This window comes from Streptomyces sp. NPDC026301, assembly GCF_055567935.1.
Map to the genome: position 1 here is coordinate 144,051 of NZ_JBVHPN010000014.1, position 26,497 is coordinate 170,547.

Here is a 26,497-nt window from a genome sequence, read left to right on the forward strand (position 1 = left end):
GGCCCGGCACCCATCCCGGCTCAGGCACCGGCCAAGCGCTGGGTGTACGTGATCCCCGTCGCCGCGCTCATGTACATGCTGGCCCAGCAGTTCTACGTGGCGCGCTTCGCGCTCGGCTTCTTCGAGCGCGGCGTGTGGCCCGCCGTACTGATCCTGCTCGCCTCCTGGTTCCCGCTGCGCGAGCGGGCCCGCGCCAACGCGCTGTGGATGGCCTGCCCGCCGCTGTCCTCGATCATCATGGCGCCGCTGTCCGGCCTGATGCTCGACCACGCGAGCCGGCGGTGGCACTGGTGGAGTGTCGGTATTCGAGAGTTGCAGTATTCGCCGCAGGGCGAGCAGCCCCGCACACGACCTGGTCTCGTCAGCGGTGCCTTCGGATGTCCTCTGCTGGTGGCGCTCCTGGATTCGGCGGCCGCGTTCACGGGGAGCCCTGGGGTCTCGGGGCTCCCGCGTGAGCGGCTGTGCGTGGCGTCAGCGTGCGAACTTTTCGATGGCCTCCGGGGTGACGGGGGTGAAGAAGTTGACGAGGTTGCCGTCGGGGTCGCGGAAGAGCAGCGACCGGTTGCCCCAGGGCATCGTGGTGGGCTCGTTGACGAAGTCGGTGACGAAGCCGGTCAGGTTCTGGTGAACGCGGTCCACGTCGTCGACGAGGAACTCGGTGATCACGCTGTGGTTGTCCGCCGGGCGCGCAGAGCCCGGGGCGAACAGGGGGACCGTGCGGGTGCTGGCGATCGCGAGGGTTGCGCCCGCGGTCTTGAGCTCGGCGAAGTCCTCGGTGGCCCGTATCGCCTGCATCCCCGTAGCTCGCTCGTAGAACTCGACGAGGCGTGCGACGTCGCTGGTGATGATGCGGATCGAGACGAAGTCCATGGGAATCTCCTTGGCTGTGCTGGAGGCGTGCAGTCGCAGGCTAGGAGAAATAGTGGACAGAATCGGTCCTGTATTCGCGTTAGGCTGCGAACATGCCACGACCCACCGGCCGCGTGCTGACACTCCTGGAGCTGCTGCAGTCGGGCGGCACCCGGACTGTGGCCGAGCTCGCCGACCGTCTCGGCGTCGAAGGGCGCACTGTGCGGCGGTATGTGGACCAGCTGATCGAGCTGGACGTACCCGTGGAGTCGGTGCGCGGCCGCTACGGCGGGTACCGGCTGGCTCCCGGGTACCGCTTGCCTCCGCTCATGCTCAGCGACGACGAGGCGCTGGCCGTGCTGCTCGGCCTGGTCGCCGGTCGCCGGGCAGAGCTGACGATGACGGAGCGCACGGCGAACGAGACGGCATCAGCGAAGATCCGGCGGGTGCTGCCCAAGCACATCGCCCGCCGGCTCGACGCACTCCTGGAAGCTCTCGCCTTCACGGATCAGCCCGGCGAGTTGGACCACCCGGACGCCGGGCTCCTGCTCACCATCGCCGATGCGGTGCGCCACCGCCGACCGGTCTCGATCCGCTACACCGACCGCGGCGGACGGCGCAGCGAACGCACACTGCACGCGTACGGGATCGTCGCCCATGCGGGCCGGTGGTACGTGACGGGCAAGGACGCCCAGGTCGGCGAGGACCGAACCTTCCGGCTCGATCGCATCGCAGCCGCGAGGGCCCTGCCCGGCTCATTCGAAGCGCCCGTGGGTCCCGGTCCGGCACAGCGCGTGTTGTCAGGGTTCGCCACTGCCGAGTACCGGCATCAGGTCACGTTGCGGATCCACGGGACAGTCGAGCAGATCCGCGCCCGCCTCCCCGCCAGCGTCGCGAACCTGGAGGAGCACGAGCCCGCGGCCGGCCAGGATCCGGCGGCTGAGCACTGGCTGCGCGTCGAGCTACGGGCGGAGCGGCTCGACTGGTTGCCTCCAGTACTCGCCTCACTCGACCGGCCGTTCGTCATCGAGCGCCCCGAAGAACTCCGCGCCCTCGTCATCGCGCTCGCCGACCGCCTCACGTCGTACGCCCACCGAGCCTGACCGCGAGGCGTGATCCGTGGCTTTGCCGGGCCGGTGGCTTCGGTTGGCAGCGGGTGAGGAGGTGACGGTGCACGGCCGGGACGGAGGTGAGGCGCAGGGTGTAGCCCTGGCCGCGCCGAACGGTTGTCCCTTGGTCGAGCGCGGCCCGCTCTGCGGGCTCCAGGTCGACGGCACGGAGGAAGTCGGCGACCTTGCCCGGCATGTCGAGGGTGACCGGTAGTTCTGGGGCGGGGGCGTCCGGGTCGGCGGCCGTGTGCTCGGGCAGGAGGTCGGCGACAGCCGTGCGGATGGCGCCGCGGATGGCGCCATGGTCGCGGGCGAGGGCGGCGATGGAGCGGCCTTCCAGATACGCGGTGCGCACGGCGCCGGTTGTTTCGGCCGCCACGGCGGGGCGGCGGCCGCCCTTGCTGCCCTGGGCCTCGGCGGCGCGCAGTCCGTCGTAGGTCAGCTCGCGCTGGAGGTCGCGTTGGAGTTCGCCGGCGGCCGCGAGGGTCTGCACCACGAACTTCACGGTGGACAGCAACTCGCCTGTGCGCGGGTGGCGGGCGGTGAGGTCCATCGCGGAGAACGCTCCGTCGTGGATGCGCAGGGCCAGGCGGTCGCGGTGGAGGACGTCGAGCACGTCGAGGATGTGCTGATTGCTGCGTACGAGGCGGAACATCTCGGAGATGTGCACGGTGTCGCCGGGCCGCGCGTAGGTGAGCAGTTCGCGGAACTTCGGGCGTTGGAGCGGATGGAGGCGGCTGGAGGTGCCGGGGTCTTCCTCGAAGACGACCGTGTCCTCGATCCCGGCCTCGTCCAGGGCGAGGTCCTGGCGGGCGGTGGACTGCTGGTCGGTCGAGCCCCGCTTGTAGACGAGGTTCGCCACCCGGAGTGCCCTTTCACGCGGAGGATTGGACCTTGCTTGTCGTCAAACCCTGTCAGCAATCACCATCGGATCTGATGGGATTCGGGCCCTACCGATCCCGGAAATCCACGGGTTCATTGGACGTCCGGCCGCCCTGTCTTTAAACGATCGTTTGCCGACAGGAGGGCGACGCGTCCGGGTGTTGTAGTCGGGACAGACTGCTGTCTGCCATCGGTGAACACCACCCCGAGCGGGCGCAACGGTCATTACCGTCCAGTCGCATGACAACGATTACGACGCGTACGGTCGAGTATCCGGCCGACGGTTTGACGATGACCGGGCATCTCGCGCTCCCGGCCGGTGTCGACCGCCGGCCCGCAGTGCTGCTCGGACCAGAGGGCACGGGGCTCAGCGACGTCGAGCGCCGCAGGGCCGATGCTCTCGCCGAGCTGGGATATGTAGCGCTGGCCTTCGACCTTCACGGTGGGCGCTATTTGGGCGACCCCGAGGAGATGCTGGCCCGTTGCATGCCACTGCTCGCCGACCCCGACCGGATGCGAGGCATCGGCCACGCGGCGCTCGACGTGTTGCGCACCGAACCGCGGACCGACCCCGACCGGATCGCCGCCATCGGCTACGGCACCGGGGGCGCCATTGGGCTGGAACTCGGGCGCGACGGCGTCAACCTGCGCGCGATCGGGACAGTCAACGCACTCACCACGGGCCGACCGGGCGAGGCGGCGCGCATTCGCTGCCCGGTGTGGGCCGGGGTCGGGTCGGAAGACCCGATCATGCCGCCCGCCCAACGGGACGCGTTCACCGCAGAGATGGAGGCTGCGGGCGTCGACTGGCGCCTCGTGGTTTACGGGGGAGCCCTTCACGCCTTCCACCATCCACCGGTCGACCACACCGTGCGTCCCGGCGTCGGCTACCACCCACGGCACGCACAGCGAGCCTGGCGTGACGTCGTCGCTCTGCTCGCCGAGTGCCTGCCCGTCACGGATTGATCCGATCGGCTCCTGATACTCACTCCTGCCCATCGTCGTCTTCGTCCAGCTCCGACGCCTCCGGGTCGCGCAGCGGGCGCAGGGCGCCGACGGCCGGGGTCGAGGCCGTGAAGCTGTAGCGGCCGAGCAGGTTCAGGTTGCGGTGCTTGCACGATGGCGTTGAGGACCAGGCCGAGCGCGCCGAGCTGGTCCTCCATCCCGTCCCGGTACGCCTGGTGGATGGTGCCGCGCTTGCCGGGGCACACGTCGCGGGCGAGCTTGTGGCGGGACTCCTGCACGGTGAGCTGGCGGTTTCATCTGCCGGCGGTAGGTGTCGTCCACCGGGTCGACCACGCGCAGCAGGTGCTCGGTCTTCACGATCCGCCCGTACTCCGCGAACGCCGTCCCGGTCGTCCGCGTCGGCGGCCGGTGCAGCCGCTCCAGCTCCGAGAACCGCGACCCCTCCGGCGTCTTGAGCGTCGCCACCAACTCACCCGGCAACGCCGGTTCGGCGCGGCGGGCGGCACCCGCGACCGTGGCGTGCAGCCGCTTCTCCACAACCTTCCGGGCCTCCACAACCTTCCGGGCCTCCGCGACCTTCCGGGCCTCCGACACCTGCCGGGCCGGCACGCTCACCCCCCCCCGGCAGCAGCACCCGGTGACGGGCCAGCACGCTCACCCCCGGCAGCAGCACCCGGTGACGGCGCAGCCAGCCCACTGCCTGGTTGAACAGCGCCACCGGCCCCTCGGCGTGCGTCCACGCCCGCCCGTGCACGAACGCGCGAAACCGCCGGAACCACTCCGCGTCCTCGTACTCGCGGTACTCCTAGGCGTCCCGGATCTCCCACGCGTGCTCGTAGGCCGTCTTGGGCCGCTCGGTGTACCGCTTCACCACCGACGCGTCCTCGATGCCGAGCTGCGCGGCCAGATGCTCGACCACCGGCCACGGCGCATCGAGCGGATCGAGCGGATCGTTGGGGAGGAACCGACCGATGTAGCGCACGGTGCACATCTGTAGGGCGAAGCCGAGCTGGTGATGCTTTGAGCGCCGTAGCGAGATCAGATCCCGGTCCACATCGTCCAGGAAGAAGAATCGCTCCAGCCGGGGCGGGTCGGCTCCTCGGCGAACTTCCCGTACGCCTCGGCCTGCTCATCAGTCAGAAACTCCACCGGCACGAGGGGACCGTAGCCAGCGCCGCTACCCGCCCGGCGATCTTTCCGCGAACCCCGGCGGGCCCTCAACCGGTGTGCTGGCTGACCATGATCGTTCTCAGCGTCAACGGCTGTACCGATGTTCCCCGAGGCCGGAGCTGACGCACGGCGGCTCGTCGACGGAGGTGGGGCTGCTCACGGCGATTCCGTTCGCGCTCGCGCTCGTCGTCATGGTCGGCAATGCCGCCTGGTCGGACCGTACTCGGCGGTGGCGTGCCGCGGTCGCCGGGTCCCTCGTGGTCGGCGTCGTCGCGCTGCTGCTCGGCCAGGTGGTGGACGGCGGCTTCCTGCGGATGGTGCTGCTGTGTGTGACGGCCGCGGCGGTGTACGCGCCGTACGGGCTGTTCTGGGCGGTTCCCGGTGAGCTGCTGCGGTTCGAGGTGGTCGCGGTGGCCATGGGGCTGGTCAACGCGCTCGGTGATCTGGGCGGCTTCGCCGGGCCGTACCTGGTCGGCTGGCTGACCGATGTGACGGGCACGCGGCTCACCGGGTTCGTGGTGCTCGCGGGCTTCCTGGTGGTGGCCGCCGGGCTGGTGGCATTCGGGCTGCGCCCGACGGCAGCGGTGCTTTCGGAGAGAGGGACTCAGCCCTCGGCCGCCACCCGCTTCGCCCAGCGGTAGTCCGCCTTGCCGCTGGGGGAGCGCTGGATGCGGTCGGTGACCACGACCGTGCGGGGGATCTTGTAACCGGCCAGCCGGGTGCGGCAGTGGGCCTGGACGGCGGCCAGGTCCACCGGCCCGGCGCCCGGCCGCAGCTGCACCACGGCCGCCACCCGGCTGCCCCAGCGGTCGTCCGGCACGCCCGCGACCAGCGCGTCGTACACGTCCGGGTGGGCCTTGAGCGCCTGCTCGACCTCCTCCGGGTACACCTTCTCGCCGCCGGAGTTGATGCACTGCGAACCGCGTCCGAGGACGGTGACCACGCCGTCCGCGTCGACCGTCGCCATGTCGCCCAGCAGCACCCACCGCTCGCCGTCCGCCTCGAAGAACGTCTCGGCGGTCTTCGCCGGGTCGTTGTAGTAGCCCAGCGGCACGTGGCCGCGCTGCGCCAAGCGGCCGGGCTCACCGGGTACCACCGGAGCGTGCGTCACCGGGTCGACCACCGCCGTACGGCCGTTGACCCGGAGCCGGAAGCCGGCGTCGGCGCCCGCGTCCTCGGTCGCGGTGCCGTTGAAGCCGGACTCCGAGGAGCCGAAGTTGTTCAGCAGCATCGCGTGCGGGACGAGCGCGCTGAACTGGGTACGTACGGTCTCGGAGAGGATCGCGCCGGAGCTGGAGACGGCGAACAGGGACGAACAGTCGGTGCCCTTGAGGGGGCCGGCGAGGGCGTCCGTCAGCGGGCGCAGCATCGCGTCGCCGACGACCGAGACGCTGGTGACCCGCTCGCGTTCGATCGTCCGCAGTACCTCTTCGGGCACGTACTTGCGGTGAACGACCACTTTCTGGCCGAAGTGGAAGCCGATGAATGCGGTGAGGGTGGAGGTGCCGTGCATGAGCGGGGGAGCGGGGAAGAAGACCAGGCCCTCGCCGCTCGCGGCGGCCCGTTCGGCCAGCTCCTCGGGGCGGGAGACCGGTTCGCCGGTGGGGGCGCCGCCGCCCGTCCCGGAGAAGAACAGGTCCTCGTGGCGCCAGACCACGCCCTTGGGCATGCCGGTGGTGCCGCCGGTGTAGATGATGACGCGGTCGTCGGCGCTGCGCGGGCCGAAGCCGCGGCCGGGGGAACCGGCCGCCTCCGCGTCCGTGAAGGACACCGGGCGGGGCGCCGGTTCGGGGGCGCCGGGCGGCGGGGCGCCGACCCGTACGAGGTGGCGCAGGCCCGGCGCGCGGGGCGCGGCGGCCGCCACCCGCCCGGTGAACTCCGCGTCGAAGACCAGCGCCACCAGGTCCGCGTCGCGGTAGAGGTAGACCAGCTCGTCCTCGACGTAGCGGTAGTTGACGTTGACGGGCACGGCGCGGATCTTCAGGCAGGCGTAGAGGGTCTGGAGGTACTCGACGCCGTTGTAGAGGTGCAGGCCGACGTGGTCGCCGGGGCGTACGCCGGAGTCCGCGAGGTGGTGGGCGAGGCGGTTGGCCGCCCCGTCCAGCTCGGCGTAGGTCAGGCGGCGTTCGGCGCCGCTGCCCGGGTGCTCCGCGTACACCAGCGCCTCGCGGTCCGGTACCGCGTCGACGATCGACTCGAAGAGGTCGGCAAGGTTGTACTCCACGTCTCCTCCTGATCGCGCGGCCGCTGGTCCGGCGCTCATTAGAGCGTCCGGGGGCGGAAGGGGGAAGAGCCCCGGCCAAGAAAACTGACTGAGTGTCAGGAAACCCTTGAAGTCGCCGTGCCGCTCCTGCAACCTGTTCTCGTTCCGGAGACGGGAGGACGCCCATGGGCGACACCGAACACGTGCTCACCGAGCGCGTAGGGGCATCGCTGGTACTCACGCTCAACCGGCCCGAGGCGAAGAACGCGTTCTCGCCCGCCATGCTCGTGGGCCTCTACGACGGCTGGCTGGCCGCCGACGCCGACGACGACATCAGGTCCGTCGTCCTCACCGGCGCGGGCGGCGTCTTCTGCGCCGGCATGGACCTCAAGGCGCTGGCCGGCGACGGCATGGCCGACGACGCGCACCGCGCCCGTATGAAAGCCGACCCCGACCTGCACTGGAAGGCGCTGCTGCGGCACCACCGGCCGCGCAAACCCGTCATCGCCGCCGTCGAAGGCCCCTGCGTCGCGGGCGGCACGGAGATCCTGCAGGGCACCGACATCCGGGTCGCGGGCGAGAGCGCCACCTTCGGCCTCTTCGAAGTGCGGCGCGGACTCTTCCCCCTGGGCGGCTCGACCGTACGGCTGCACCGCCAGATCCCGCGCACCCACGCCCTGGAGATGCTGCTGACCGGACGCCCGTACAGCGCGCACGAAGCCGAGTGCATCGGGCTGATCGGCCACGTCGTGCCCGACGGTGACGCCCGCGCCAAGGCCCTGGAGATCGCCGAGCAGATCAACGCCTGCGGGCCGCTCGCCGTCGAGGCGGTCAAGGCATCGGTGTACGAGACCGCGGAGCTGACCGAGACCGACGGGCTGGCACACGAACTGGCCCACGGCTGGCCCGTCTTCGGCACCGACGACGCCAAGGAAGGCGCGAAAGCCTTCGCCGAGAAGCGCCCGCCCGTCTACCGGCGCGCCTGATCGTCCACCGGCGCACCTGAGGAGCAGCCCGTGACCACCGAGACCCTCTCCGCCCCGCTCGTCGTCGAATTCCCCTTCACCCGCTCCCTCGGCCCCGTGCAGAGCGCCTTCCTCACCGGGCTGCGCGAACGCACCGTCCTCGGGGTGCGCGCCACCGACGGCACGGTGCTCGTGCCGCCCGTCGAGTACGACCCGGCCACCGCTGAAGAACTGCGCGAGCTGGTCCAGGTGGCACAGACCGGCACCGTCACCACCTGGGCGTGGAATCTGCACTCCACCGGCAAACACCCCCTCGACCGGCCCTTCGCGTGGGTGCTCGTCCGGCTGGACGGCACCGGCAGCTCCCTGCTGCACGTCCTGGACGCGCCCTCGGCGGAGGCCGTCGCCACCGGGATGCGGGTGCGCATCCGGTGGGCGGCGGAACGCACCGGGGCCATCACCGACATCGCCTGCTTCGAGCCGTACGACGGCGCCCCCGGGGACGCGCCCCGGGACCACAGCGGCGACTTCGCCGACGCCGTCTCCGTCGTCACCCTCCCCGCCCGCCTCGACTACACGTACAGCCCCGGCCGCGCCCAGACCGCCCACCTACAGGCGCTCGCCGAGCGGCGCATCGTGGGCGAGCGCTGCCCCGAGTGCCGCAAGGTGTACGTGCCGCCGCGCGGCGCCTGCCCTACGTGCGGCGTCCCCACCGGCGAACGCGTCGAGGTGGGCCCGAAGGGCACCGTCACCACCTACTGCGTCGTCAACATCAAGGCCAAGGGGCTCGATATCGAAGTGCCCTACGTCTACGCGCACATCGCCCTGGACGGCGCAGGGCTCGCCCTCCACGGCCGCGTCGCCGGCATCCCGTACGACCGGGTCCGGATGGGGATGCGGGTCGAGCCGGTGTGGAAGGAAGGGCAGCGCTGGCCCGACCACTACCGCCCCACCGGAGAGCCGGACGCCGACTACGACACGTACAAGGAGCTGGTCTGATGCGACAGCTCGACGCGCATCCCCGTCCGGACGTGGCGATCGTCGCCTTCGGACAGTCCGACCACGTGCCCGACAGCGCCGAGGTCTCCGAGGTGGAGATGCTGATGCCGGTGCTCAACGACGTGCTCGGCCAGGCCGCCCTGAAGGCCGGTGAGATCGACTTCGTCTGCTCCGGCTCCAGCGACTACCTCGCCGGGCGCGCCTTCTCCTTCACGATGGCGCTGGACGGCGTGGGGGCCTGGCCGCCGGTCGCCGAGTCGCACGTGGAGATGGACGGCGCCTGGGCGCTGTACGAGGCGTGGGTGAAGCTCCTCACCGGGGAGGCCGACACCGCGCTCGTCTACTCCTACGGCAAGTCCTCGCCCGGCGACCTCCGCGAGGTCCTCACCCGCCAGCTCGACCCGTACTACATGGCGCCGCTGTGGCCCGACTCAGTGGCGCTCGCCGCGCTCCAGGCGCAGGCCCTGTTCGACGCGGGCGCTGCGGACGAACGCGTACTGGCAGGGGTCGCGGCCCGCAGCCGTACCGACGCCGCCGCCAACCCCCACGCCCAGCTGCGCGGTGAGCACCCCATGGGCGAGCACGTCGTGGCGCCCCTGAGGCGCGGCGACTGCCCACCCATCGGGGACGGCGCCGCCGCCGTGCTCCTCGCCGCCGGGGACACCGCCCGAGGGCTGTGCGACCGGCCCGCCTGGATACGCGGCATCGACCACCGCATCGAAGCGCACGCCCTCGGCGTCCGCGACCTCACCGACTCCCCGTCCACCCGGCTCGCCGCCGAGCGCGCCGGGGCGTTCGAACGCCCCGTGGACACCGCGGAACTGCACGCGCCCTTCACCTCCCAGGAGATCGTGCTCCGCCGCGCCCTGCGGCTCGGCGACGACGTGACGGTCAACCCCTCGGGCGGCGCGCTCGCCGCCAACCCCATGATGGCCGCGGGCCTTATTCGGATCGGCGAGGCAGCGGCCCGCATCCAGCGCGGCGAGTCCCGGCGCGCCCTCGCGCACGCCACCTCCGGCCCGTGCCTGCAACAGAACCTGGTCGCCGTCCTGGAAGGGGAGTGAGGCCGTCATGAGCGCCGTCAAGAGCGCTGGCACGGGCAAGGAGCCCGTGGCCGTCGTCGGCATCGGCCAGACCCGGCACGCCGCAGCGCGCAAGGACGTGTCGATCGCCGGACTCGTCCGCGAGGCCGCCCTGCGCGCCCTGGAGGACGCCCGGCTGACCTGGGCCGACATCGACGCCGTGGTGATCGGCAAGGCGCCGGACTTCTTCGAGGGCGTGATGATGCCGGAGCTGTACCTCGCCGACGCGCTCGGCGCCGTCGGCAAACCCATGCTCCGGGTGCACACCGCCGGCTCCGTAGGCGGGTCCACCGCCCTTGTAGCAGCCAACCTCGTCGCCGCACGCGTGCACGGCACCGTCCTCACCCTCGCCTTCGAGAAGCAGTCCGAGTCCAACGCGATGTGGGGCCTCTCCCTGCCCGTCCCCTTCCAGCAGCCGCTGCTGGCCGGCGCGGGCGGCTTCTTCGCCCCGCACGTCCGCGCGTACATCCGGCGCACCGGCGCGCCCGAAACGGTCGGTTCCCTCGTCGCGTACAAGGACCGCCGCAACGCGCTCAAGAATCCGTACGCGCATCTGCACGAGCACGACCTCACTCTGGAGAAGGTGCAGGCGTCCCCGATGCTGTGGGACCCCGTCCGGTACTCCGAGACCTGCCCCTCCTCGGACGGCGCCTGTGCGATGGTCCTCACCGGGCGCGCCGGTGCCGAGCGCGCGCCGCATCCGCCCGCGTGGGTGCACGGTGGCGCGATGCGCAGCGAGCCGACGCTCTTCGCGGGCAAGGACGCCGTCTCGCCGCGCGCGGGCCGGGACTGCGCCGCCGACGTCTACCGGCAGGCCGGCATCACCGACCCGCGCCGGGAGATCGACGTGGTCGAGATGTACGTGCCGTTCAGCTGGTACGAGCCGATGTGGCTGGAGAACCTGGGCTTCGCGGAGGAGGGCGGGGGCTGGAAGCTCACCGAGTCCGGCGTGACGGAACTGGACGGTGACCTCCCGGTGAATCCTTCGGGCGGTGTCCTGTCCACCAACCCGATCGGCGCCTCGGGCATGCTCCGCTTCGCTGAGGCGGCACTCCAGGTACGCGGGCAGGCGGGCGAGCATCAAGTACCGGGAGCGCGGCGGGCGTTGGGGCACGCGTACGGGGGCGGCTCGCAGTTCTTCTCGATGTGGCTGGTCGGCGCGGAGCCGCCCGTGACGTGACCGGTCCGGTACGGGCGCGAGACGGGCGCGCCGTCGCGGCCTGTCGGTGGCCGGGCGCGGTGGCTAGGCTGGCACGGACCGACGGAGCCGACCGGGTGAGGAGCGGGAAACGTGGCCGAAAGCACCACCGCCGAGCAGCGGATCACCGGCGAGAAGCAGCCCGAACTGGATCTCACGCACGCCCAGTGGCAGCCCAGCGGGCAGGGCATGGGCGACGTCCAGATCGCCTTCGTCGACGGCTTCATTGCCATGCGGGACCGGCGCAGCCCCAATGGCCCGGCCGTCGTCTTCGGACCCGGCGAGTGGCGCGGCTTCGTCCGCCGCGCCCGCGACGGCGAGTTCGATCTGACCTGACCACGGTCATCCGGCCTGTCGGCGGTCAGGCGAGGACCACACACCCGCGTGCCCGCAGCACGCGCAGCGCCGGCGCGCCGTCGTCGACGGCGTTCCAGCGCAGGTCCAGCTTCTCCAGTGCCGGCCATTCCGGCAGCCAGTGGGGGAGCGTGCGGATCCGGTTGCCGCGCAGGTCCAGCCGGCGCAGCAGCGGCAGCCCGCGCAGTGCTGCGGGGACGTCGCCCAGCGCGTTCTCGCGCAGTTCCAGTTCGCGCAGCTCCCGGAGGCCGGCGAAGGTGCCGGGCAGCGCGGTGAGGTGATTGCCGCGCAGCCACAACTCCCGCAGCCGGGCGAGCCGGCCGAGCGCGGGCGGCAGGGCGGTCAGCGCGCAGCGCTGGGCCCGCAGCTCGTGCAGGCCCGCCAGCCCGCCCAGCGCGTCCGGGAGGCGGCGCAGCGGGTTGTCGCCGACGTTGAGGTAACCGAGACGGGTCAGCTCGCCGAGGGCCGCGGGCAGTTCGGTGAGCCGGTTGTCGTGGACGTACAGACAGCGGGACAGGCCGGTGAGCCCGCCGAGCGCGGCGGGCAGCCGGGTGAGCGCGTTGTGACCGAGGTCGAGGGTGTGCAGCGTGGTGAGCTCGCCGATCCGGTCGGGGAGGTCGGTGAGGGCGTTGTCGGCGAGGATCAGCACCCGCGGCCCCGGCGACGCCTCCCACACCTCCTCCGGTACGGAACCCAGCCCGGCCTTCCAGTAGTTGTACTCGTCGGACACAGAGGGTGCCTTAACGTTCGTGCTGTCGGGGCACCGGCACTCCCGGGCCCGCGGCCGGTGCTCCCGGGCCCGCGGCCGGTGTTCCCGGGCCCGCGGCCGGTACTCCTGGGTCGGCGGCCGGTACTCCTGGGTCGGCGGCCGGTACTCCTGGGTCGGCGGCCGTGAAGAGGTCGGCCCACGGGCGGCTGCGTACCGCGGCGGTGCCGCTGTCGTCGTAGCGCGGGGTCTCCCGCGACCACACGAGGTTACCGCTGATCAGATGCCGCATGCTCGCGACGTAGTGCGCCACGTGGTCGTGCACGGCGGAGGGCATGCCCAGCTCCTTGAGCGTCGCGGGCAGGACCGAGGTGAGCTCCTGGAACTGGTCCACGCGCGCGCTCGCCGTACGGGCGATCCGGCGCACCGCCTGGTCCAGCGTGCAGCCGGTCGAACGGTGCAGGATGATCACGCTGTTGTTGACGTCGCCGGCCGCCAGCTCCTTGTCCACGGACACGATGTCGTTGACGAAGATGACCGCTTCGGCGGTGAGCCGGCGCAGCTCCGCCAGGGGTGGTCGGCCGTGCAGCTCGCGTGGCAGGACGTAACCGCCGCAGCGCTCCGCGAAGTCCAGGCACGGCTGCACCCCTATGGAGTCCCGCCGCCCCTTGAGGTACTGCTCCAGCGGCAGTACCCCCTTACGGGTACGATTCTGCGCCTCCCAGTGGTACGCGGAGAGGTACCGCTCCCAGTGGCCCTTGAAGCGCAGCTGCCAGGCGCGCGGCGCGCCGTCGGTGATCCGCTGCCAGATGTCGCGGTAACCGGCCACCAGGGGACTGTCGGGCTCTTCGGGCAGCAGGTCCGGCGCGTCGTCCATCGTGCGCACCACCCGGTCCACGAAGTGCGCCACCGCCTCCGGGCATTGCCCCAGCGGGCCGTCGAACTGGTCGTCGAAGAGGAAGAACCAGGCGTTGAAGTCCGTGGCCAGGGCCAGCTCGGCGGCGTCGGCGTCGGGGTAGAAGTACGCCATGAGCCGGTCCAGCCGCAGCGCGTCGTACTCGGCGGTCGCCGCCTCCCCGCAGAGCATGCCGTACCCGTGCAGCCAGCCGAGCGTGTGCCGGCGGGCCGCCTCCACCCCGGGGTTGAGCCGGGCCTGGAACGGGATGCTGAGGGGCGCCGTACGCCGGGGGACGGGCGGCAGCGGGGCCGCCTCCGCGATGATCGGGTCGTTCATGGTCCGCCTCCTTTGCCGCTGCGCCCCGTGACGCAGCCAGGGGAGCCTGGGGCTCCTGCAACTACGAGTCAAGAAGGGAGCAGGTTTATCGGTCAATGAGTTCGTGCACGACGCCCGCTCGCGCCACCCGCGCAGGCGGAGGACCGCACGCCGTGCGCCGCCGCGGACGGCGCGGAATCGTGCGGTGCGCTCCAGCGGTCCATGGTCGAAAGTCGCTGAGGACGGTTCCCGGAGCCCCCGTCAGCGCTAGGCTCATCGCTGTATGCAGGAGGGGAAGGTCATGGCGGAGATGATCGGGCGATCGGGCCGGGTGCGCAGGCCGATGCTCGAGCGCGAGACGGAACTGAGCGCGCTGGACGGTATGTTGACCGACCTGTGCGGCTCGGGTGACGGCGCCGAGGGCGTGCGTACGGGCGGCCTGCTCGCCTTCGCCGGGCCGCCGGGCATGGGCAAGACCGCGCTGATCACCGAGGCCCGCCGGCGCGCCGTCGCGCGCGGCTGCACGGTGCTCCTCGCCCGCGGCGGCGAGCAGGAGCAGGAGGTGGCCTTCCACGTCGTACGCCAGCTGGTGCAGCCGGTGTTCGCCGCCGAGTCCCCCGAAGAGCACCGCCGCATCCTCGGCAGTTAGTACGACATCGTCGCGCCCGCCGTCGGGCTGGTCGCCGCCGACGGTGACGCCTCGCCCGACCCGCAGGGCGTCCGGGACGGCCTGGACTGGGTCGTCACCCGCTTCGCCGTGCACTTCTCGCCCGTCGTCCTCATCCTCGACGACGCGCACTGGGCCGACCCCGAATCCCTCGCCTGGCTCACCGCGTTCGCCGCCCGCGCGGAAGAGCTGCCCATACTGATCGTCGTCGGGTACCGCCCCGACGAGCTGCCGGCCGGCGCCGGCCCGCTGCGCCGGATCGCCGAGCGCAGCGGCTCCCGCCCCTTCGAGCTGACTCCGCTCACCCCCACCGCCGTCCGGCGCGTGGTGAACCACATGGTCGGGGAGGGCGCCGACGAGGCGTTCTGCCGCGAGTGCTGGGCCGTCACGGGCGGCAATCCGTACGAGGTCGTCGAGCTGAGCGCCAAGATCCGCGAGCGCGGCATCAAGCCGCAGCAGGCCAACGTCTCCCAGCTGCGCGAGCTGATCACCGCCATCAAGGACAGCGGCCTCGTCGAGCGCCTGGAGCGGCTCGGGACCGCGGCCGTCCGCTTCGCCTGGGCCGCCGCCGTGCTCGGTACGGAGGTCTCGCCGACGCTCGCCGCCAACGTCGCGGGCCTCGGCGCCGTGCAGGCCGCCGACGTCCTCGACCAGCTGCGCGAAGCGCGCATCCTCGCCCCGGCCCGCAAGTCCGACAACGGCAACCTCCGCTTCTTCCACCCGCTCGTCGCCAGCGCCGTCTACCAGGCCATCCCCGGCGCCCTGCGGGTCGCCCTGCACGGCCAGGCGGCCGCCGCGGTCGTGGACGCCGGCCTGGGCGCCACCGCCGCCGCCCGCCACCTGCTGGAAATGCACCCCGAGCACGACGACTGGGTCGTGCAGCGCCTGCGGGAGGCCGCCGCCGAGTACTTCAGGGCCGGGGCGCCGGACGCCGCCCGCCGCTGCCTGGCCCGTGCGCTGCGCGAACCGCCCTCGCTCCAGGACCGCGCCCGCGTCCTGTTCGAGCTGGGCTGCTCCTCCCTGCTCAGCGAGCCGGCCACCACCGTGAACCACCTCCGTGCGGCCCTGGAGGAGCACGAGCTGGAGCCCGAGCTGCGGGAGACGATCACGTACAAGCTGGCGCAGGCCCTCGCCCACAGCGACCGCCTGGGGGAGGCCGCCCAGGTCGTCGCCGGCGAGGTCCAGCGCGCGACGAACGCGCGCACCCGGCTGCGCATGCAGGCCGAGCAGTTCATGTACAACGCGTTCCGCGCCGACGAGCAGGACTCGCCGGCCCGCTCCCGGCTGCTGGCCAAGCTCGCCGACCACGTCACCGGGCGCGGCATGGCAGAGCGGTACATCCTCGGGCTGCGCGCCTGGGACGCCATGGTGCGCGGCGAGAGCGCGCAGACGGCGCTGCACTACGCCGAGGAGGCCCTCGGCGACGGGCTGCCGTGGACCGACGAGGACTGGGGCTTCGAGGTGCCCGTCATCGTCGCGCTCACCTTCATGTACTGCGACCAGCCCGGCCGCGCCGAGGAGCTGTTCCACCAGGGCATCGCCGAGTGCGAGCGCAAGGGCTGGCGCGGCGCCCACCTCTCCTTCGGGTACACCCTCCTCGGCTACATCCGCTACCGCCGCGGCCGGCTCGCCGAGGCCGAGGACCTGGTGCACGGCGGCCTGCGCATCGCGCACCGGGTGGGCCAGCGGGTGCCCGCCCAGTGGTTCGCCATCGGCATCCTCATCGAGATCCTGCTCGCGCGCGGCCGCGTGGACGAGGCCCAGGAGCTGGCCGACACGTACAGCTACGGCGAGGTCGTCCCGAACGCCGTCGTCTACCCCGACTCGCAGACCGTCTACAGCGAGCTGCTGCTCGCCCGCGGCCTGCACCGCGACGCGGAGCACCAGCTCACGGCCGTCGGCAGGCGCCTGGAGCCGCGCGCCATGCGCAACCCCGCCTGGTGCCCCTGGCGGCTCCACCTCGCCCGCGCGATCACCCTCACCGACCGGCCCAGGGCGCTCGCCCTCGCCGACGAAGCGCTGCAGCGCGCCCAGGACTTCGGTACGGAGTCCGCCATCGGACAGGCGCTGTTCTGCAAGGCCGGCGTGGTCGGCGGCGCGGAGGGCATGAAGCTGCTGGCCGAGGCGGTCCGCCACTTCGAGCGCTCGCCCTCCGCCTACGAGCTGGCCCAGGCGCTCGTCGAGCACGGCGCCGCGCTGCGCCGCGCCGGCCTGCCGCAGGACGCCGCCGACCGGCTCTACCGCGGTCTGGACGGCGCCCTGCACTGCGGCGCCGAGTCGCTGGTGGCGCGCGCCCGCGACGAGCTGTCCGCCGCCGGGCTGCGCCCCCTCCAGCTGCGCAGCTCCGGTACGGACACGCTCACCGCCCAGGAGCGGGCGGTGGCCGAGTGGGTCGTGCAGGGCTGGCCCAAGGACCGCATCGCCGTGGAGCTGGGCACGCAGCTCCCGGACGTCAGCCGGCTGCTGTCCGGTGTCTACCGCAAGATGGGCACGGACCGTAACGGCCTGGCCCGGCTGCTGGGGAGCGACGGCGTGGCCGCCGTCATGCGGCCGCCCGCCGCGCCGGAGGTGTGACGGGCGGCCCTGCGGCTTCCGGCCGCACGGCTTCCGGCCCTACGGCTTCCGGCCGGTCGGCGGCGCGGTACCGCAGGAGGGTGGCCGCGCGGGGCACGTACGATGGCTGTATGTCGTTCCTCCGCCGCCGTAGCGCCGCGCCCGCAGGGCCCGATTTCGATGTGCTCGCCATGGACCCCGGTGACTGGCCGGGCAATCTCGGCGCCGGACTGCTGCCCGCCCCCGACGGCAGCTGCCAGGGCGTCTTCCTGCGGTACGACCTCTTCGGCGGCCGCGGCCCCGCGATGATCATCGGTAACCTCCCGGAGGGCTCCCCGGCGCGCGAGCTCGGCGAGGGCGAGGTGCCCTTCGAGGTGGCGCAGCTGCTGGACGCGCTGGAGCACGACGAGGAGGTCACGGTCGTGGAGACCGAGGACCTCCCGGTCATGCACGACGACAACCTGCTGATCGTCAAGCGGATCAAGTGCTCCGAGGGCCGCGTCTCCTGCGTGCAGTTCGACCGGAGCGACGGCGTGCTGGTCACGATCGCGAGCTGGGACCGCCCGATCACCGACGACCTGTACGCGCTGCTGAAGCCGCTGCCGGCGGAGATGTTCCAGCAGGGCTGAGCGACGCAGGACTGCGCAGGGCCGCGTGCGGTAGGGCAGCCTGGCGGCCGCGGTTCCGTACGACCTCTTGTCGCCCTAGACATCGGACCTATAGCATCGGCGGCGCCCTGCCGGGGTGAGTCGTTCACGGGATCGCCGGGAGCCGCCGATGCGTACCGAAGTGGGCCGAAGAACCGCAGTACTGGGCGCCGTTGGGGTGGGCGGCGCGCTCGCCCTGGGGGTGGGACCGGGCGCCGAGGCACGCGGGCGATCCGCAGAAGCGGCGCCCGAGCCCTCCGATGAATACCTGCTCTGGTACGACCGTCCCGCCGATGACTGGGAGCGCGAGGCGCTGCCCCTCGGCAACGGCGCGCTCGGCGCCATGGTCTTCGGCACCGTCGCGAGCGAGCGGCTCCAGTTCAACGAGAAGACGCTGTGGACCGGCGGCCCCGGCTCCCCGGGCTACGACGCCGGCAACTGGCACAGCCCGCGCCCCGACGCCCTCGACCGGGTGCGGCGGCTGATCGACGACGAGGGCAGCGCCGACCCCGAGCGGGTCGCGGAGCTGCTGGGCCTGCCGAAGACCGGCTACGGCGCGTACCAGACGTTCGGCGACCTCCACCTCGACATCCCGGACGCGCCCGCCGCCCCGGCGGAGTACCGCCGCGACCTGGACCTGCGCTCCGCCGTGGCCGGTGTGCGCTACCGGAGCGGCACCACCACCCACCGCCGCGCGTACTTCGCCTCGCATCCCGCCGGCGTCCTCGTCGGCCGCGTCACCGCCGACCGCCCCGGCGCCATCGGCTGCACCGTGCGCACCACCTCGCCCCGCGACGACCGCACGGTCACCGCGCGGGACGGCCGGATCACCGTACGGGGCGCCCTCCAGGACAACGGCCTGGTATTCGAAGCGCAGCTGCGCGTGCTGGCCGAGGGCGGCACGGTACGGGACAACGCCGACGGCACGGTCACGGTGTCCGGCGCCGACACCCTGTGGTTCGTGCTCGCGGCCGGCACCGACTACGCCGACCGGCACCCGCACTACCGCGGCGCCGACCCGCACGACCGGATCACCCGGGCCGTCGACGCCGCGGTTGCCACGGGCTATGACCGGCTGCTCGCGGCCCATCTCCGCGACCACCGGCGGCTGTTCGACCGTGTCGCGCTCGACATCGGCCAGCGGATGCCGGCCGGCGTCCCGACCGACCGCCTGCTCGCCGCCTACACCGGCGGCACGAGCCCAGCCGACCGCGCCCTGGAAGCCCTGTACTTCGCGTACGGCCGCTACCTCCTCATCGCCTCCTCGCGCCGCGGCTCGCTGCCCGCCAACCTCCAGGGCGTATGGAACGACTCCACCACCCCGCCCTGGTCGGCGGACTACCACACCAACATCAACCTCCAGATGAACTACTGGCCCGTGCACGCGGCGGGCCTCGCCGAGGCCGCCGAGCCCCTGGAGCGCTTCGTCACGGCGCTGCGGCCGCCCGGCGCGGTCTCCGCGAAGGAGATGTTCGGGGCCCGCGGCTGGGTGGTGCACAACGAGACCAATCCGTACGGGTTCACCGGCGTGCACGACTGGGCCACCGCCTTCTGGTTCCCCGAGGCCGCCGCCTGGCTCGCGCACCAGCTCTACGACCACTACCGCTTCACCCGCGACCCCGGCTACCTGCGCCGCACCGCCTACCCGGCGCTGAAGGAGGCCGCGCTCTTCTGGCTGGACACCCTGCACACCGACCCGCGCGACGGCACCCTGGTCGTCTCGCCCAGTTACTCGCCCGAGCACGGCGCGTTCACCGCGGGCGCCGCCATCTCCCAGCAGATCGTCCGCGACCTGTTCGTCAACACACTGGAGGCGGCCCGTCTTACGGGTGACGACGCGGCGTTCCGTACGGAGCTGCAGCGGGCGCTGGACAGGCTGGACCCGGGGCTGCGCATCGGCTCCTGGGGCCAGCTGCAGGAGTGGAAGGCCGACCTGGACGACCCGGAGGACACCCACCGGCACGTCTCGCACCTCTTCGCGCTGCACCCGGGGCGGGGGATCGAACCCGGCAGTAAGTGGGCGGAGGCGGCGAAGGTCTCGCTGCGGGCGCGGGGCGACGGCGGCACCGGCTGGTCCAAGGCATGGAAGATCAATTTCTGGGCGCGGCTGCGCGACGGCGACCACGCCCACACCATGCTCACCCAGCTGCTGACCTCCTCCACACTGCCCAACCTCTGGGACACCCACCCGCCGTTCCAGATCGACGGCAACTTCGGCGCCACCGCCGGGATCACCGAGCTGCTGCTGCAGAGCCACCTCGACGCGATCGAAATACTCCCCGCCCTCCCGGCCCGCTGGCCCGACGGCTCGGTCACCGGCCTCCGGACGCGCGGCGACACGGCCGTGGACCTCACATGGTCGAACGGCGCCGCACGACGGCTGGTACTACACGCGGGCCGCGACGGCGAACTCCGGCTACGCGGCGCGCTGTTCACCCGCCCGTACGCCGTACGCGACCTGACGACGAACAAGGACCACGCACCCCGCACGGAGGAGGGCACGGCCCTCCTCGCGGCCCGTGGCGGTCACTCGTACGAGATCACTCCGGCGTAGCGCGCACCTCGCGGTGCTGGCAACGGAACCTATGCTTTCACCCTGCCGGCCCGGTACTCCAAGTAGCGTTGCTCGGCGATGCTGGCGGTGGACTTCGCGGCGCGCCGGTAGTGCTCGTACGCCCCGGCCGTGTCGCCGGTCTTCTCCAGCAGATGCGCCCGTACGGACAGCAGCCGGTGATGCCCGGCCATCCGCGCGTCCCCGTCCAAGGTGGCCAGCAGGGCCAGCCCGGCCCGTGGGCCCTCGGTCTCGGAGAGCGCGATCGCCCGGTTGAGGGTGACCATCGGGTTGGGTGCGATCCGTTCCAGGATCAGGTAGAGGGCGTGCACCTGCGGCCAGTTGGTCTCCTCGGCCGTGGCCGCGTCGGCGTGCGTGGCGGCGATGGCGGCCTGCAGCTGGTAAGGCCCCAGCGCCGGGCCGGCCAGCGACGCCTTGACCAGCTCTATGCCGTCGTCGATCAGCTCGCGGTCCCACTTCGTACGGTCCTGCTCGTCCAGCGGCACCAGGTCGCCGGCCGCCGTCGTACGTGCCGCACGGCGGGCGTGGGTCAGCAGCATCAGCGCGAGCAGCCCGGTCACCTCGCCGTCCTCGGGCAGCTGTGCGTGCACCATCCTGACCAGCCGGATCGCCTCGTGCGCGAGGTCGGCGCGGTGCAGCTCACTGCCCGAGGACGCGGTGTAACCCTCGTTGAAGATCAGGTAGAGCACGTGCAGGACGACCCGTAGCCGCTCCTCGCGCTCCGCGCCGTCCGGCAGGCTGAACGAGCTGCCGGCGGCCTTGACGCGCTGTTTGGCCCGGCTGATCCTGGCCGCCATCGTGGCTTCCGGCACGAGGAACGCGCGGGCGATCTCGGCAGTGCTCAGGCCGCCGACCGCCCGCAGCGTCAGGGCGGTCTGGGAGGCCGCCGTCAGCGTCGGATGGCAGCACAGGAACAGCAGGACGAGTGTGTCGTCGGTGTCCGGTACGTCCTCGGGCACCACCTCGGTGGCCGCCGCCGACTCCCGCTCGCGGCGCGCGTGGTCGCTCCGCATCTGGTCGATGAGGCGCCGGGACGCGACCGTCACCAGCCAGCCGCGCGGATTGCCCGGCACTCCCTCGGCCGGCCACTGCACGGTGGCGGCGAGGACGGCCTCCTGTACGGCGTCCTCGCACCCTTCGAACTGCTGGTGCCGGCGTACCAACGTGCCGAGGACCTGCGGCGTGAGTTCACGCAGCAGGTCCTCGAAGTCCGGTGCTGTCATGCCTCCAATTGTCCGTCGGCGAACATCACCTGCCGCACCTCGACTCCCAGCCCCTCGATCGCGGTGTCCGGGATCCGCGCCGCCAGCTCGATCGCCCGCTCCTTGTTCTCGCAGTCGATCAGGTAGAAGCCGCCCAGGTACTCCTTGGCCTCCAGGAAAGGTCCGTCGGTCACCACGGGCTGGCCGTTGCGCACGGACACCACAGCGGCCTGTGACGGGTCGACCAGTGCCTGCGTGGTGATCAGCTCGCCGGACTCCTTCAGCGCCTGGATGAACCTGCCGTGGCCGTCGCCGATCGCCGCCTTCTCCTCGTCCGTCAATGCGTCCAGTACGGCCGGGTTGATGTGCAGGCTGATCAGGAACTGCATCTCGTACTCCTCGTGATTCGCGAGCCCCGGCTGGGCCCTTCGCCGGTTGGTCGGAGCCGCCGCCGTCTTCTTGACACCCGCCAGGACTTTCGCACGAGTTTTTCGCCGGCGGACGGCCCCAGCGGGCCCTAGGGGCCCTCCACCCCAACCGGCGGCGGTGCCGTGGTCGCTCGCGGGATCAGTCGCGTCGGCAGGACGACGTGGCGGGACTGGTCCGTTTCCGGGTCGTTGATGAGGGCGCGGGCCAGCTCGCCTGCTGCTCGGCCGATCTCTTCCGGGGACTGGGCGATCGTGGTCAGGTCGGACCACTCGGCCATTTGGTGGTCGTCGAAGCCCAGTACGGAGATCCGTTCGGGCACGTCGATGCGGGACCTGCGCAGCGTCCAGAGCACCGAGACGGCGACCTCGTCCTGCTCGGCGAAGATCGCGGTGGGCGGCTCGCGCAGGCTCAGCAGCCGGCCGACCGCCTCGGCGGTGCGGCGCTTGTGCCCGGGCGGCGTGGCCACCACCAGCTCGTCGTCCCACGGCACGCCCGCCTCGGTCAGCGCCTGCCGGTAACCGAGCAGCCGCTCGTGCGAGCTGAAGGTGAAGCCGCTGGCCCCGATGGTCTGCACGAACGCGATCCGGCGGTGCCCGAGGCCGAGCAGGTGCCGGGTGCCGCCGCGGGCCCCGGCCACGTCGTCCACGTACACGCTGGGCCGGCCCGCGGCGTGCTGGCTGATGTAGACGACCGGCACCTGGAGGTCGTCCAGGCGCGCGCTCTCCTCCTCGGAGAGGTCGAAGGAGAACACCAGCAGCGCGTCGGCGTTGCGCCGGGCCGGCAGTTGTTCGAAGAAGGCGGCCCGCTCTGCCATGTCGGGGGTGACGTAGACGAGCAGGTCCAGGCCGGCCGCGCGCAGTACGGGGCCGAGGCTGGAGAGCGCCGAGCCGATGAACCAGGAATTGAGCGTGGGCGCGAGCACGGCGACCACGCCCGTGCGCCCGGTGACCAGGCTGGACGCCTGCCGGGAGACCACGAAGTTCAGCTCGCGCGCGGCCTGTTCGACGCGGGCGCGCACGTCGGGCGAGACGGTCGACAGGCCGCGCATGGTGCGGGAGACGGTGGAGGCGGACACCCCGGCCCGCTGGGCGACGTCGGCCAGCGTGGGGTGGTGCCGCTGGGCTGGTGGCATGAGCGGACGGTAGCACTCGGCGCGCCGGTCCGGAACCGTTCCGAGACAGCGCTGTCATGAGGATGGTGTGACAACGCTGTCTCGGCGGTTCCGCGCGTCTTCATGTGCATCTTTAGCCGCCAAGTACTGGTGAAAACCGGGCATAGCGCCCCGATGCGACCGGGAAATTACCTCGACGTAACGCGTTGACTTCCCCCACGTGTGCTCCTAGCGTGCAAGCGTTGTTACAGAGTGACCGCCGTCACCTGCCGCTCGCGCACCCTTTTTTCTCCCAACGCCCGCGATACGGGCGTCTCTTGTCCTGCCTGCTCGGGATGCGGCTGACAGCGCAGTCACACGGTCGGCGCACCGCTCGGGACCCCGCGTCCCGGGCGGTGCCCAGCTGCCAGGAGAGACAGTGAAGACCAGGACCACCAGGGCAGTACGGAGCGCCTGCGCGGGGCTCGTCGGGCTCGCCGCCGTCACGGCCTGTGGCGCGCCCGGCGGTACGGCGCCCGCCGCGCGGGCCGGCGTATTCGAGGGCCGCGGCCCCATCACGTACGTCGCCGGCAAGGACCCCACCGGCACCGTGCAAGCGCTGCTCGACCGCTGGAACAAGCGCCACCCAGAGGAGAAGGTCACCTTCGTCCAGCTGCCCACCGACCCCGACGCGCAGCGCCAGCAGATGATCCAGAACGCCGAGATCAAGTCCGACGCGTTCACGGTGCTCTCCCTCGACGCCGTGTGGACCTCGGAGTTCGCCGCGCACCGCTGGGTCGACCGGCTGCCCGCCGACCGCTTCCCGCTGCGGCGGATGCTGCCGCCCATCGTGCGGACGGCGACCTACCGCGGCGGTCTGTACGCGGTCCCGGCCAGCTCCGACGGCGGGATGCTCTACTACCGCACCGACCTGCTCCGCAAGGCCGGCATCGAGGAACCGCCGGTCACCTGGGCCGAGATGAAGGCCGACTGCGCCGAGGTGAAGAAGCTCCCGGAGGCGCGCGGGATGTCCTGCTACGCCGGGCAGCTCCAGAAGTACGAAGGGCTCACCGTCAACTTCGCCGAGGCCGTCAATTCCGCGGGCGGCACCGTCACCGACGCGCAAGGCCGCCCGCACCTGGACACCCCGCAGGCCAGGGCGGGGCTGGACTTCCTCGTCGACGCCGTCCGGGACGGCACGGCCCCGAAGGAGGCCATCACGTACCAGGAGGAGGACGCCCGGCAGGCGTTCCAGGCCGGGAAGCTGATCTTCGAGCGGCAGTGGCCGTACATGTATCCGCTCGCCTCGAAGAAGGACGGCTCCAGCAAGGTCGCGGGGAAGTTCGGCGTCGCCCCGCTGCCCGGCCTCAAGGGCCCCGGCGCCTCCAGCCTCGGCGGCCACAACCTCGCCCTGACCGCCTCGGCGAAGAACAAGGCGACCGCGCTGGACTTCATGAAGTTCTTCACCAACGAACAGAACCAGCGGTTCTCGCTCAAGTACGCGCCCGCCGCGCCCACCTACGACTCCCTCTACCAGGACGCCGCCCTGGTCAAGACGTATCCCTACCTCCCCACCCTCAAGCAGTCGATCCTGCATGCCGTGCCGCGCCCGCGGGTCTTCCAGTACGGCGACGTGACCGCGGCCGTGCAGCGCGAGGCGTACGCCGCGCTGACCGGCGGGAAGACCAGCGCCCAGGCGCTCAAGGACCTCCAGCGGGCCCTGCGGCACCCCGCGGCCGAATAAGGAGCCAGCCCCTCATGGCCGACACCCAGACACCCGCCCGGCCGGCCCCGGCCGCCGTGCGCGCGAAGCCACCCGCCCCGCCCGCCCGGCGCCGCCCGGCCCGGGCCACCGCCGGCACCGCCCGGCTCGCCACCCTCCTGGTCTCACCCACCCTGCTGGTCCTCGCGGTCGTCGTGCTCTACCCGACGCTCGTGGCGCTGAAGCAGTCGCTCTACGGCACCCGCGGCCTGGACCCGAAGACCGGATTCGTCGAGGACAGCGAGCCGTTCGTCGGCCTGCAGAACTTCGCCGCGATCTTCGGCGAGGCCGGCAGCCGCTTCTGGAACGCCTTCTGGAACACCACGTTCTTCACCGTCAGCACCGTCCTCCTGGAAACCCTCATCGGGGTCACCATGGCGCTGATCATGCACCAGGCGTTCCGCGGCCGTGCCCTGGTCCGCGCGAGCATCCTCGTCCCGTGGGCCATCCCCACAGCCGTCACCGGCCTCCTCTGGCGCTGGATCTTCAACAGCAACGGCATCGCCAACGCGCTCCTCGGCCGTCAAGTCCTGTGGACCACCGAGGGCTTCCACGCCAAGGCCGCCGTGATCATCGCCGACGTGTGGAAGACCGCGCCCTTCGTCGGCCTGCTCGTCCTCGCCGGCCTCCAGGTCATCCCCAAGGAGGTGTACGAGGCGGCCCGCGTGGACGGCGCCGGGATGCTCCGCCGGTTCTGGCACATCACACTGCCGCTGGTGAAGCCCGCGCTGCTGGTGGCCGTGCTGTTCCGCACGCTGGACGCGCTGCGCATGTTCGACCTGCCGTACCTCCTCATCGGTGCGCAGAAGACCTCGGTGGAGACGCTCTCGATGCTCGCCCAGGACCAGGCCGCCAACGTACGGTTCGGCCCGGCGTCCGCCTACGCGGTGCTGCTCTTCGTGTACGTCTTCCTCATCGCGCTGGCCTTCGTGCGGCTGCTCGGCGCCGACGTCGTCGGGGAGGACGACGCGGCTCCCCGGCGCCGCCGGCTGCTGCCGCGCCGCCGTCAGGAGGTTGCGGCATGACGATCCCGGCAAGCCTCCGCAAGTGGCTGTTGTACGCGGGCGTCGCCGCGGTGGTGGCCTACTGCCTCGCGCCGTTCTACTGGATGCTGGTCTCCAGCCTCCGCCGTACCTCCGACATCTTCGACAACTCCCTGCTCCCGGCGCCGCTCTCGCTGGAGAACTACCGCGCCGTCTTCGACCCCTCCCAGGCCTTCACCCGCGCCCTCCTCAACAGCCTGGTCGTGGCGGGCGTGACCACCTGCCTGGCGCTGCTGCTCGCGACCTTCACCGCGTACGCCATGGCCCGGCTGGAGTTCCGGCTCAAGCGGCTGGTGCTCACCGTGATCATCGCCACCTCGATGTTCCCGGTGGTCTCGATCGCCGTGCCGCTGCTGAAGCTCTTCGTCGAGCTGGGCTGGATCAACACCTACCAGGCCATGATCGTGCCGAGCATGTCCTTCACCCTGCCGCTCGCGGTCTGGAACCTCACCGCCTTCTTCCGGCAGCTGCCCGAAGAGCTGGAACAGGCGGCCATGATCGACGGCTGCACCCGCGGCCAGGCGTTCCGCAGGGTCATCGTCCCGCTCGCCGCGCCCGGCCTGTTCACCACCGCGATCATCACCTTCATCGCGGCCTGGAACGAATTCCTCATCGCCCTGTCCATGACCAACAAGCCGGAGATGCAGACCGCGCCGGTCGCGATCTCCAAGTTCTCCGGCGCCACCCAGTTCGAGACGCCGTTCGGCAGCCAGATGGCCGCCGGCGTGCTCGTGACCGTACCGCTCGTCATCGTGGTGCTGCTCTTCCAGCGCCGCATCGTCGCCGGCCTCACCGCCGGCGCCGCGAAGTAGCCCGGACCGCCCCGTACAAGGAGT

21 protein-coding genes and 3 pseudogenes are annotated in these 26,497 nt (G+C 71.8%); 15 read left to right on the forward strand and 9 right to left on the reverse strand.

Going from position 1 to position 26,497, the window contains the following annotated elements:
- Positions 1 to 75: 75 nt before the first annotated feature.
- A pseudogene (locus ACZ4MH_RS24655) lies at positions 76 to 243 on the forward strand (MFS transporter); the annotation flags it as partial.
- 228 nt (positions 244 to 471) lie between these two features.
- Here the strand turns inward: ACZ4MH_RS24655 and ACZ4MH_RS24660 are convergent.
- A complete protein-coding gene (locus ACZ4MH_RS24660; protein ID WP_116158284.1) occupies positions 472 to 870 on the reverse strand; it encodes a VOC family protein in 399 nt (132 codons plus the stop codon).
- A gap of 92 nt (positions 871 to 962) precedes the next feature.
- Here ACZ4MH_RS24660 and ACZ4MH_RS24665 point away from each other — a divergent pair, with 92 nt between their 5' ends.
- Positions 963 to 1,952, forward strand: coding sequence for a helix-turn-helix transcriptional regulator (locus ACZ4MH_RS24665; protein WP_351597560.1), 990 nt, complete (start codon positions 963 to 965; stop codon positions 1,950 to 1,952).
- On the opposite strand, the gene ACZ4MH_RS24670 is transcribed toward ACZ4MH_RS24665, so the two are convergent.
- Positions 1,927 to 2,820, reverse strand: a complete 894-nt coding sequence (locus ACZ4MH_RS24670; protein ID WP_351597558.1) for a recombinase family protein — start codon at positions 2,818 to 2,820, stop codon at positions 1,927 to 1,929. The genes ACZ4MH_RS24665 and ACZ4MH_RS24670 overlap by 26 nt on opposite strands.
- A 260-nt stretch (positions 2,821 to 3,080) precedes the next feature.
- On the opposite strand from ACZ4MH_RS24670, the gene ACZ4MH_RS24675 reads away from it, so the two are divergent.
- A complete protein-coding gene (locus ACZ4MH_RS24675) occupies positions 3,081 to 3,806 on the forward strand; it encodes a dienelactone hydrolase family protein (RefSeq protein ID WP_351597555.1) in 726 nt (241 codons plus the stop codon).
- A 19-nt stretch (positions 3,807 to 3,825) separates the two neighbouring features.
- Here the strand turns inward: ACZ4MH_RS24675 and ACZ4MH_RS24680 are convergent.
- A pseudogene (locus tag ACZ4MH_RS24680) lies at positions 3,826 to 4,961 on the reverse strand (DUF4158 domain-containing protein).
- 161 nt (positions 4,962 to 5,122) lie between these two features.
- Here ACZ4MH_RS24680 and ACZ4MH_RS24685 point away from each other — a divergent pair.
- The gene (locus ACZ4MH_RS24685) at positions 5,123 to 5,617 is read left to right on the forward strand and encodes an MFS transporter (RefSeq protein WP_467754685.1); all 495 of its coding nucleotides are present in this window, start codon (positions 5,123 to 5,125) and stop codon (positions 5,615 to 5,617) included.
- Here the strand turns inward: ACZ4MH_RS24685 and ACZ4MH_RS24690 are convergent.
- Positions 5,581 to 7,200, reverse strand: a complete 1,620-nt coding sequence (locus tag ACZ4MH_RS24690; RefSeq protein WP_351597549.1) for an acyl-CoA synthetase — start codon at positions 7,198 to 7,200, stop codon at positions 5,581 to 5,583. The genes ACZ4MH_RS24685 and ACZ4MH_RS24690 overlap by 37 nt on opposite strands.
- Positions 7,201 to 7,364: 164 nt before the next feature.
- Here ACZ4MH_RS24690 and ACZ4MH_RS24695 point away from each other — a divergent pair, with 164 nt between their 5' ends.
- The 5 genes from ACZ4MH_RS24695 (at position 7,365) to ACZ4MH_RS24715 (ending at position 11,759) form a co-directional block, all read left to right on the forward strand.
- The gene (locus ACZ4MH_RS24695) at positions 7,365 to 8,165 is read left to right on the forward strand and encodes a crotonase/enoyl-CoA hydratase family protein (protein ID WP_351597546.1); all 801 of its coding nucleotides are present in this window, start codon (positions 7,365 to 7,367) and stop codon (positions 8,163 to 8,165) included.
- Positions 8,166 to 8,195: 30 nt separating this feature from the next.
- Positions 8,196 to 9,143 (forward strand): Zn-ribbon domain-containing OB-fold protein, encoded by a 948-nt coding sequence (locus ACZ4MH_RS24700; RefSeq protein ID WP_351597543.1) that lies wholly within the window; start codon positions 8,196 to 8,198, stop codon positions 9,141 to 9,143.
- Complete coding sequence (locus ACZ4MH_RS24705; RefSeq protein ID WP_351597541.1) at positions 9,143 to 10,207, forward strand: thiolase domain-containing protein; 1,065 nt, start codon at positions 9,143 to 9,145, stop codon at positions 10,205 to 10,207. The genes ACZ4MH_RS24700 and ACZ4MH_RS24705 overlap by 1 nt, the downstream gene beginning before the upstream one ends.
- 7 nt (positions 10,208 to 10,214) lie before the next feature.
- The gene (locus tag ACZ4MH_RS24710; protein WP_351597538.1) at positions 10,215 to 11,405 is read left to right on the forward strand and encodes a thiolase domain-containing protein; all 1,191 of its coding nucleotides are present in this window, start codon (positions 10,215 to 10,217) and stop codon (positions 11,403 to 11,405) included.
- Positions 11,406 to 11,516: 111 nt separating this feature from the next.
- The gene (locus ACZ4MH_RS24715) at positions 11,517 to 11,759 is read left to right on the forward strand and encodes a DUF397 domain-containing protein (RefSeq protein ID WP_031064166.1); all 243 of its coding nucleotides are present in this window, start codon (positions 11,517 to 11,519) and stop codon (positions 11,757 to 11,759) included.
- 25 nt (positions 11,760 to 11,784) lie between these two features.
- On the opposite strand, the gene ACZ4MH_RS24720 is transcribed toward ACZ4MH_RS24715, so the two are convergent.
- Together ACZ4MH_RS24720 and ACZ4MH_RS24725 are read right to left on the reverse strand one after the other, a co-directional pair.
- The gene (locus ACZ4MH_RS24720; RefSeq protein WP_351597535.1) at positions 11,785 to 12,507 is read right to left on the reverse strand and encodes a leucine-rich repeat domain-containing protein; all 723 of its coding nucleotides are present in this window, start codon (positions 12,505 to 12,507) and stop codon (positions 11,785 to 11,787) included.
- Positions 12,508 to 12,517: 10 nt separating this feature from the next.
- Positions 12,518 to 13,717 (reverse strand): isoafricanol synthase, encoded by a 1,200-nt coding sequence (locus ACZ4MH_RS24725; RefSeq protein ID WP_351597532.1) that lies wholly within the window; start codon positions 13,715 to 13,717, stop codon positions 12,518 to 12,520.
- A 280-nt stretch (positions 13,718 to 13,997) separates the two neighbouring features.
- Here ACZ4MH_RS24725 and ACZ4MH_RS24730 point away from each other — a divergent pair.
- The 3 genes and pseudogenes from ACZ4MH_RS24730 to ACZ4MH_RS24740 all read left to right on the forward strand — a co-directional run bounded on the left by ACZ4MH_RS24730 (position 13,998) and on the right by ACZ4MH_RS24740 (position 20,117).
- Positions 13,998 to 16,937, forward strand: a pseudogene (locus ACZ4MH_RS24730) (ATP-binding protein).
- 110 nt (positions 16,938 to 17,047) lie between these two features.
- The gene (locus ACZ4MH_RS24735; RefSeq protein WP_030250687.1) at positions 17,048 to 17,545 is read left to right on the forward strand and encodes a glycosyltransferase family protein; all 498 of its coding nucleotides are present in this window, start codon (positions 17,048 to 17,050) and stop codon (positions 17,543 to 17,545) included.
- A gap of 148 nt (positions 17,546 to 17,693) precedes the next feature.
- Positions 17,694 to 20,117, forward strand: coding sequence for a glycoside hydrolase family 95 protein (locus ACZ4MH_RS24740; protein ID WP_467754686.1), 2,424 nt, complete (start codon positions 17,694 to 17,696; stop codon positions 20,115 to 20,117).
- Between the two features lie 29 nt (positions 20,118 to 20,146).
- On the opposite strand, the gene ACZ4MH_RS24745 is transcribed toward ACZ4MH_RS24740, so the two are convergent.
- The 3 genes from ACZ4MH_RS24745 to ACZ4MH_RS24755 all read right to left on the reverse strand — a co-directional run bounded on the left by ACZ4MH_RS24745 (position 20,147) and on the right by ACZ4MH_RS24755 (position 22,898).
- On the reverse strand, positions 20,147 to 21,358 hold the full coding sequence (locus tag ACZ4MH_RS24745) for an RNA polymerase sigma factor (RefSeq protein ID WP_351597529.1): 1,212 nt from the start codon (positions 21,356 to 21,358) through the stop codon (positions 20,147 to 20,149).
- On the reverse strand, positions 21,355 to 21,726 hold the full coding sequence (locus ACZ4MH_RS24750) for a YciI family protein (RefSeq protein WP_351597526.1): 372 nt from the start codon (positions 21,724 to 21,726) through the stop codon (positions 21,355 to 21,357). The genes ACZ4MH_RS24745 and ACZ4MH_RS24750 overlap by 4 nt, the downstream gene beginning before the upstream one ends.
- 128 nt (positions 21,727 to 21,854) lie before the next feature.
- Entirely contained in the window at positions 21,855 to 22,898 is a 1,044-nt protein-coding gene (locus tag ACZ4MH_RS24755; RefSeq protein WP_351597523.1) for a LacI family DNA-binding transcriptional regulator, read from the reverse strand.
- Positions 22,899 to 23,295: 397 nt separating this feature from the next.
- On the opposite strand from ACZ4MH_RS24755, the gene ACZ4MH_RS24760 reads away from it, so the two are divergent.
- Genes ACZ4MH_RS24760 through ACZ4MH_RS24770 form a run of 3 tightly spaced genes read left to right on the forward strand, consistent with a single transcriptional unit; the run spans position 23,296 to position 26,473 of the window.
- Complete coding sequence (locus ACZ4MH_RS24760; protein WP_351597521.1) at positions 23,296 to 24,600, forward strand: ABC transporter substrate-binding protein; 1,305 nt, start codon at positions 23,296 to 23,298, stop codon at positions 24,598 to 24,600.
- Between the two features lie 14 nt (positions 24,601 to 24,614).
- On the forward strand, positions 24,615 to 25,643 hold the full coding sequence (locus tag ACZ4MH_RS24765; protein WP_467754687.1) for a carbohydrate ABC transporter permease: 1,029 nt from the start codon (positions 24,615 to 24,617) through the stop codon (positions 25,641 to 25,643).
- Positions 25,640 to 26,473 carry a carbohydrate ABC transporter permease gene (locus ACZ4MH_RS24770; RefSeq protein ID WP_351600591.1) on the forward strand — a complete coding sequence of 278 codons (834 nt, stop codon included), beginning with the start codon at positions 25,640 to 25,642 and terminating at the stop codon, positions 26,471 to 26,473. Before ACZ4MH_RS24765 ends, ACZ4MH_RS24770 begins: the two co-directional genes overlap by 4 nt.
- Positions 26,474 to 26,497: the final 24 nt, after the last annotated feature.

Coding starts and splice junctions, on each gene's coding strand:
- ACZ4MH_RS24660 (WP_116158284.1), bottom strand. CDS start 870: ATGGACTTCGTCTCGATCCGCATCATCACCAGCGACGTCGCACGCCTC.
- ACZ4MH_RS24665 (WP_351597560.1), top strand. CDS start 963: ATGCCACGACCCACCGGCCGCGTGCTGACACTCCTGGAGCTGCTGCAG.
- ACZ4MH_RS24675 (WP_351597555.1), top strand. CDS start 3,081: ATGACAACGATTACGACGCGTACGGTCGAGTATCCGGCCGACGGTTTG.
- ACZ4MH_RS24695 (WP_351597546.1), top strand. CDS start 7,365: ATGGGCGACACCGAACACGTGCTCACCGAGCGCGTAGGGGCATCGCTG.
- ACZ4MH_RS24705 (WP_351597541.1), top strand. CDS start 9,143: ATGCGACAGCTCGACGCGCATCCCCGTCCGGACGTGGCGATCGTCGCC.
- ACZ4MH_RS24710 (WP_351597538.1), top strand. CDS start 10,215: ATGAGCGCCGTCAAGAGCGCTGGCACGGGCAAGGAGCCCGTGGCCGTC.
- ACZ4MH_RS24725 (WP_351597532.1), bottom strand. CDS start 13,717: ATGAACGACCCGATCATCGCGGAGGCGGCCCCGCTGCCGCCCGTCCCC.
- ACZ4MH_RS24735 (WP_030250687.1), top strand. CDS start 17,048: ATGTCGTTCCTCCGCCGCCGTAGCGCCGCGCCCGCAGGGCCCGATTTC.
- ACZ4MH_RS24740 (WP_467754686.1), top strand. CDS start 17,694: ATGCGTACCGAAGTGGGCCGAAGAACCGCAGTACTGGGCGCCGTTGGG.
- ACZ4MH_RS24745 (WP_351597529.1), bottom strand. CDS start 21,358: ATGACAGCACCGGACTTCGAGGACCTGCTGCGTGAACTCACGCCGCAG.
- ACZ4MH_RS24750 (WP_351597526.1), bottom strand. CDS start 21,726: ATGCAGTTCCTGATCAGCCTGCACATCAACCCGGCCGTACTGGACGCA.
- ACZ4MH_RS24755 (WP_351597523.1), bottom strand. CDS start 22,898: ATGCCACCAGCCCAGCGGCACCACCCCACGCTGGCCGACGTCGCCCAG.
- ACZ4MH_RS24765 (WP_467754687.1), top strand. CDS start 24,615: ATGGCCGACACCCAGACACCCGCCCGGCCGGCCCCGGCCGCCGTGCGC.
- ACZ4MH_RS24770 (WP_351600591.1), top strand. CDS start 25,640: ATGACGATCCCGGCAAGCCTCCGCAAGTGGCTGTTGTACGCGGGCGTC.